Origin of the sequence: Kitasatospora sp. NPDC059571 (assembly GCF_042735675.1) — a bacterium.
GTDB lineage: Bacteria > Actinomycetota > Actinomycetes > Streptomycetales > Streptomycetaceae > Kitasatospora.
This window is the reverse complement of sequence record NZ_JBHWBW010000436.1, coordinates 1-6,702: the sequence shown is the minus strand read 5'-3', so window position 1 is coordinate 6,702 and position 6,702 is coordinate 1. Positions and strand designations below refer to the sequence as shown.

Here is a 6,702-nt window from a genome sequence, read left to right as displayed (position 1 = left end):
GCCTGCGGTTTTTTTTTTATCGCCCGGGGGCCCAGGGCGCGGGGCGGGCCCCCGCGCGGGGGGGGGGGGGCCGCCGGCGGCGCGGCCTCAGCCCGAGCAGACCCCGCGCTGCCAGTCGACCACCGCGGCGGGACCGGAGTAGCGCCACTCGGGGGCCAGCACCTCGGCGTCGAGGCGGGCGGCCGCGGCCCGGTCCTCCACGACGTAGCCGTAGTCCTGCAGCCAGGCCGGGTAGAGGTTCTTCGAGCCGGTGTAGAACGCCTCGCCGTCCACCGACACCAGCTTGTGGTGCAGCGCGTACGGATGGCCGTCGGCCCAGGTGGCACCGGACGCGGACCGGAAGGACGCCAGCTGGAGGCCGCCGCAGAGCACCGCGCCCGCCTTCGCCCGGTCACCGGTCAGCCGCACCAGGCGCTCGCGCAGCACGTCGGAGACCTCGCTCAGCGAGCGGATCTGCGAGTAGCCGCCGCTGCCGACCGCCCCGCGGTTCGCGGGGTCGCTGACCACGATCCGCACCTTGACGCCGGCCGCGAGCCGCTCCGCCAGGGCGTCGTAGAGCCGCTGGTCGTAGCGGGGCAGTGGCGGGCAGGTGGCGTTGAGGTCCTGCTGGGAGATCTCGATGTGCTCCCGGGCGCCGGCGACCAGCGCGCGCAGCGCGTTCTCCTCAGGGTTGACCGTCTCGTAGTCGCGGTCGGCGTTGGTGCGGTCGGGCAGGCCGACGCCGCACCGGGTCGGGGCCGGGTCGAGCGGCCGCGGGCGGTAGGCGGAGGCCGGGTCGGCGGTGCGGACGCCGATCCCGAGGCCGCCGACGGCGATCACCGGGACGCTGCCGGCGGGCGCGGCGGGCGGCTCGCCGAGGGCCCGCGGGCAGGCTCCGCCGGCCGGGCCGGCCAGCCAGACGTTCTGGCCGAGGCCGCCGGAGTTGTCGCAGGTCCAGGACCACATGGTGTCCAGGAAGCGGCCGGCCGAGGCCGCCGCGGGGCCGGTGAGCTCGATGTCGGCATCGGTGACCGGGTGGGCGGTGTCCAGGTAGTCGTCCTTCCACCCGTTGATCCCGCCGGCGATGACGGTGCGGCCGTCCACCACGAGGAGCTTGGAGTGGTTCCAGGACAGTCCGGTGCGCGAGGTGGTGGCGGAGGCGACGGTGAGCGCGACCTGTCCGGCCGCCGGGCCGAGCCGGGCGAGCAGCTCGTCGCGGTAGGCGGCCGGGCGGACGTTCAGGTGGTAGAGCGGCGCGGCGCCGACCAGGATCCGCAGGGTGAGGTGCCGGCCGTCGGCGGTGGCCGCCCGCAGCCCGGCCACCAGGGCGTCCTCGAACCCGCCGTTCGGGAACGGCGCCAGCGAGGAGATGTCGACCGACCGGGTGGCGCCGGCGACCGCGGCGGTGGTGCGGGCGAGCAGATCGGCGCTGCCGGGCCGCTCGCGGCAGGCGTCGTCGCCCCAGCAGCCCGGGGTCTGCAGCACCCCGTCGAAACGGTTGCCCTCGCTGCGCTGCCAGACCTGCCCCTCCAGGCCCGGGGAGACGGTGCGCAGCGCCGCCTCGACGGCGTCCAGGTGCGGGGTGGCGGAGGGGGCTGCGGGCGCCGCTGCGGTCGCGGCGCGAGCGGGTGCGACGGGCAGCACGCCGAGGACGGCGGCGAGCACGAGCAGCGGGCGGGCGGCGCGGCCGGGGCGGCGCGGGCGGCGGTCAGGCACGGAGGGCATTCCTTTGGCGGGTCACCAACAATCTACCCAATGGTAACTTGACGGCCCACCAGATGATCACACCGGGACGGTCACAGCGGCTCGGAGCGCCCCCGCCCGCCGATCCGCACCCCGGCCGGCTCCGCGTCGTCCCGCACCAGCCGCCCGGCCTGATCGGCCGTCAGCGGACGGGCGAACAGGTAGCCCTGGCCCAGCGGGCAGCCCATGGCGGCCAGCAGGTCGCGCTGGACCGTGTTCTCGATACCCTCCGCGATGACCTGGACGCCGAGGGTGTCCGCGATCCGCGTGATGCCCTCCACCAGCGCGAACTGCTGCTGGGAGTGGCCGAGTCCGTCGATGAACGACTTGTCGATCTTCAGGATGGAGATCGGGAACTCGCGCAGGTAGCTCAGCGAGGAGTAGCCGGTGCCGAAGTCGTCGATGGCGATCCGCACCCCGAGGTCGCCGAGCATCTGCATGTCGGTCCTGACCCGCTCGTCACGGCGCATCAGCACGCTCTCGGTCAGCTCCAGCACCAGGCTCCCGGGCGCGATGCCGCTGTGCTCGACCACCTGCCGCACGGTGTCGACGAAGCCCGCGTCGCGGAACTGCCGGGCCGAGACGTTGACGCTGACCCGCAGCTGGGGGCGGCCGGCGGTCTCCCGCAGACCCGCGCTCTGCTGCTGCCAGCGCACCGCGTCCGCGACCGCCCGCTCCAGCACCCAGGCACCGAGCGGCACGATCTGCCCGCTCTCCTCCGCCAGCGAGATGAACTCCTCCGGCAGCACCATGCCGCGCCGTTCGTGCGGCCAGCGCACCAGCGCCTCGAAGGCCACCAGCTCCCCGCCGGCGAGGTCCACGATCGGCTGGTAGAAGAGCGCGAACGCGGACTCGGCGATCGCGCTGTCCAGGCTCTCGTTCAGCTCGTGCCGCTCCACCAGCCCGGCCTGGAGGGCCGGCTGGTAGGCGCACCACTGCCGCTTCCCCGCGGCCTTCGCCGAGTACAGCGCCAGGTCCGCGTGGGTGAGCAGCTCGGCGGAGTCCTCGCTGTCCTCGGTGGTGGCGACGCCGACGCTGGCGGCCACCCGGACGGCTCCGGAGCTGAGCCGGAACGGCTCCTCGAAGACCGAGAGCACCGCGGAGGCGGTCGCCCCCACGTCGTCCGGCGACAGCGCGTCCTCGACCAGCACCGCGAACTCGTCGCCGCCGAGCCGGGCCGCGGTGTCCGAGGTGCGCAGCGCGGTGGAGATCCGCAGCGAGACCGCCACCAGGAGCTCGTCGCCGACGGCGTGGCCCTGGGTGTCGTTGACCATCTTGAAGTCGTCCAGGTCGATGAAGAGCACGCCCGCCACCGTGCCGCGCCGACCGCTGCGGGAGAGCGCGTGGCCGACCCGGTCCTGGAACAGCACCCGGTTGGCGAGCCCGGTGAGCGAATCGTGGAACGCCCGGTGGGTGAGTTCGCGCTCCATCTGCCGCTGGTCGGTGACGTCGCGCAGGGTGAGCACCAGCCCGCCGACCGTCGGGTCGTCGCGCAGGTCGTTCCAGCGCACCTCGGCCTCGATCACGCTGCGGTCGCCGCGCAGCAGCCGCCAGTGCTCGCGCTGCTCGGCCTGCTCACGGGTGCGCATCCGGATCAGCGCCTGGTTGACGGCGCGGCTGTCCTCCGGCGGCACCAGGTCGGTGAGCGCGCGGCCGTCCAGGGACGGGTGGCCGAGCACCCGGTCCGCGGAGGACGAGGCGTAGCGGATGGTGTCGTCGGCGCGCAGGATCAGGATCACGTCGGAGGCGCTCTGCACCAGGGTGCGGAAGTACAGCTCGCTGTTGCGCCGGGTGATCTCGGCGCTCAGCGTGACGCGTTCGACCGCCAGCGCGGCCTGGCCGGCGAGGATGTCCAGCGTGCCCCATAAGGCCGTGAGCCGCTGCTCGGTGCCGCCCACCACCAGGACGCCGATCAGCGGGGAACCGATCGCCCGCTTGTCGAGGACGAGCGGGCAGACCAGTGCGGCCGGTGCGCCGTCCAGCCGCTCGGCCAGGGCGGGGCCGAGCCGTGAGACGGGCACGAGCCGGCTCTCCCGGGCGATGTGCTCCACCTCCAGGGGGTCGTCCGGCCCGATCTTCAGGCTGCCCTCCTCGCTGACCGCGAGCAGCGCCACGTGGGCGGGCTCGGCGGGCAGCAGCGCGGAGGCCGCGGTGCGCACCGACTCGGCGACCTGCTCGACGGTGGTGGCGCCGCCCAGGCCGGCGCCGGCCACCCGGAGCACCCGCTCGCGCTCCACCGCGTGCCGGTAGGCCAGCACCACCCCGGCGAGGCGGGAGAGCACCAGCAGGAACAGCACCGCGGAGAACCCGCCGATCACCGCCGCGTTGGTCGCGTCACTGTGGGTGACGTCGGCGAGCAGCATCACCGGCGCGATCAGCGAGGCCATCGTGAGCAGCGCGATCCGGCCGCGGGTGATGTCGGCCGGCTGGGTCGGGACGGGCCTGGTCAGCTCGACCATCGACGGCTCCAGCGCGGCGGCGCCCCAGGCGGCGTACAGCACCGCCCAGCCGAGGTCCACCGGGGTGCCGATCCGCCACACGCCGTGCAGCTGGATCAGTCCGTAGAGCACGTCGGAGACGAGCAGGCCGACGGTGCCGATGGTGAGCAGCAGCAGCGCCGGGCTCTTGCCTCCGCGGGGCACCAGCAGCCGCAGCAGCAGGGCGAGCACCAGGACGTCGCCGAGCGGGTAGGCGATCGAGACGGCCTTCTGGAACCAGGTCAGCTCGGGGTTCTGGGCGTACGGGGTGATCAGGTACGTCCAGCTGAGCAGGGCGAGACCGACGGTGAGGGTGAGTGCGTCGATCAGGCTGCCGCGGTCCTGGTGGGCGGTGCGCCAGCGGATGAAGCCCCACACGCCGAAGCCGTACAGCAGGTACTCGGCGAGGTAGAAGCCGTCCGCGATCGACGGGAAGTCGTTCTGGTGCAGGTAGTCGGTCTGGATGACCTGGACGACCTCGCCCGCGGTGAAGCTGAGGTTCGCCACCGCCAGCAGGTACCAGGACATCGGGTGCGCCGGCCTGTTCAGCCGCACCCCGACGATGATGGCCGCGAAGGCGCTGAGGCCGATGCCCGTCCACCAGATGATGCGGTCGGACGGGAAGCGGTAGTACACCGCCGTGAGCAGTGCGATCCACGCGAGGTAACCGGCCGTCAGCCGTTGTCGTCGACGCGTCAACCCGGCTACCCCCTCGGAGGCGGCGAGCCGATCGGCTCGGTCGGGCTCGGGACGAAGGTGTCAGGGACAGAGCGATCTCAATCATACATAGCGAGCACCGGGTGCCTATAGTCGAGAATGTCGGAGAGCGGACATGCCGGAGAATGGCCGTGCCGGGCGGCGGAGACCACGGCCGTGAAACTGCTCGCCGATCCCGTTCCGGGCATTCCCTCCGCCGTCTGTCGAGGTCAACGCCGGTGGACCAGTCGATTCACGCCCAGCAGCCCGATCCCGGGAACAGCCTCGTTCTGGTGAACGCGGACGGTCAGTATGCGATCTGGACGGGTGATGTCCCCGTTCCCGACGGGTGGCGGAGGGTGTTCGGCCCGACCGGCCGGGAGGCCTGCCGGCAGGAGGTCACGGCCCGCTGGCACGACCTGCGGCCCACCGGCCGCGGCACCCCCGGGCGGACGGTGCACGGGCTGTTCCGGGAGCAGGCGGCCCGCCGGCCCGGCGCGGTCGCGGTGCTCTGCGACGACGGGCCGCTCAGCTACGAGGAGCTCGACGGCCGCAGCGACCGCCTCGCCGAGGAGCTGCGCACGATCGGCGTCGGCCCGGACCGGGTCGTGCCGGTCTGCCTGGAGCGCAGCGGGGACATGGTGGTCGCCCTCCTGGCCGCGCTCAAGGCGGGCGGCGCGTTCCTGCCGCTCGACCCCGCCCACCCCGACCTGCGGCTGCAGCAGCTCGCCGCGGACTGCGGCGCCGGACCGGTGCTGACCAGCAGCGACCACGCCCGGCTCTTCCCGGGTGCGGTGATGGTCGAGGCGTACCGCTCGCCGGGCCCGCCGGGGGCCGCGCCGCCGCCCGACCTCACCGATCCGGACGACCTCGCCTACCTGATCTACACCTCCGGCACCACCGGGCGCCCCAAGGGCGTGCCGGTGAGCCACCGCACGATGGTGTTCACGCTGTCGCGGATCGCCGAGGTGTACGGCATGGCGCCCACCGACCGGGTGCTCCAGCTCGGCGCGCTCGGCTTCGACACCTCGCTGGAGCAGATCTTCACCCCGCTGCTGAACGGGGCGACCCTCGTCCTCGGCGGCCGGCACACCTGGGCGCCCATCGAGCTCGCCCACCGGCTGCCCGAACTCGCCATCACCGTTGCCGATCTGACGCCCAGCTACTGGCACCGGCTGCTCGCCGTGCTGCCCGAGAACCGGCGCCCGGCCACCGCACTGCGGCTGCTGATCGTCGGCGGCGACACCGTCCCCGCCGAGGACTGCCGCACCACGCTGCGGCGGCTGCCCGGCACCCGGCTGCTCAACGCCTACGGGCTCACCGAGACCGGCATCACCTCGACCGTCGGCGAGATCGGCGAGGAGCTGCTGGCCCAGCCCGCGCACGCGCCCGTCCCGGTCGGCCGCCCGCTGCTCGGCACCTTCGTGCACGTGCTGGACACGGCGCTGCGGCCGGTGCCGCCCGGCGAGAAGGGCGAGGTCTACCTCGGCGGCCCGGGGCTGGCCCGCGGCTACTGGCGGCGGCCCGCCCTCACCGCCGAGCGGTTCCTGCCCGAGCCGTACGCGGGCACGCCCGGCGGGCGGATGTACCGCACCGGCGACACCGGGCGGTGGCGCCCGGACGGCGCCCTGGAGCTGATCGGCCGGGCCGACGACCAGGTCAAGATCCGCGGCTACCGGGTCGACCCGGGCGGGGGGGAGTCGGGGGGGGCCCCGCACCCGGACGTGGGCCACGCCCCGGTCGGGCCCGGCGCGGGGCACGGCGGGGGTCGGGTGGGCACCGCGGAGTACACCACGCGCGGCCGGCA

3 protein-coding genes are annotated in these 6,702 nt (G+C 74.1%); 1 reads left to right on the top strand and 2 read right to left on the bottom strand.

The window, feature by feature from the left end:
* Window positions 1-87: 87 nt before the first annotated feature.
* Window positions 88-1,695 (bottom strand): phospholipase, encoded by a 1,608-nt coding sequence (locus ACFV0G_RS32145; protein ID WP_380555640.1) that lies wholly within the window; start codon window positions 1,693-1,695, stop codon window positions 88-90.
* Between the two features lie 80 nt (window positions 1,696-1,775).
* Entirely contained in the window at window positions 1,776-4,898 is a 3,123-nt protein-coding gene (locus ACFV0G_RS32140; RefSeq protein ID WP_380555638.1) for a putative bifunctional diguanylate cyclase/phosphodiesterase, read from the bottom strand.
* Window positions 4,899-5,134: 236 nt separating this feature from the next.
* Here ACFV0G_RS32140 and ACFV0G_RS32135 point away from each other — a divergent pair.
* Window positions 5,135-6,702: amino acid adenylation domain-containing protein (locus ACFV0G_RS32135; protein ID WP_380555636.1), on the top strand; the 1,568-nt coding region annotated here is incomplete at its 3' end.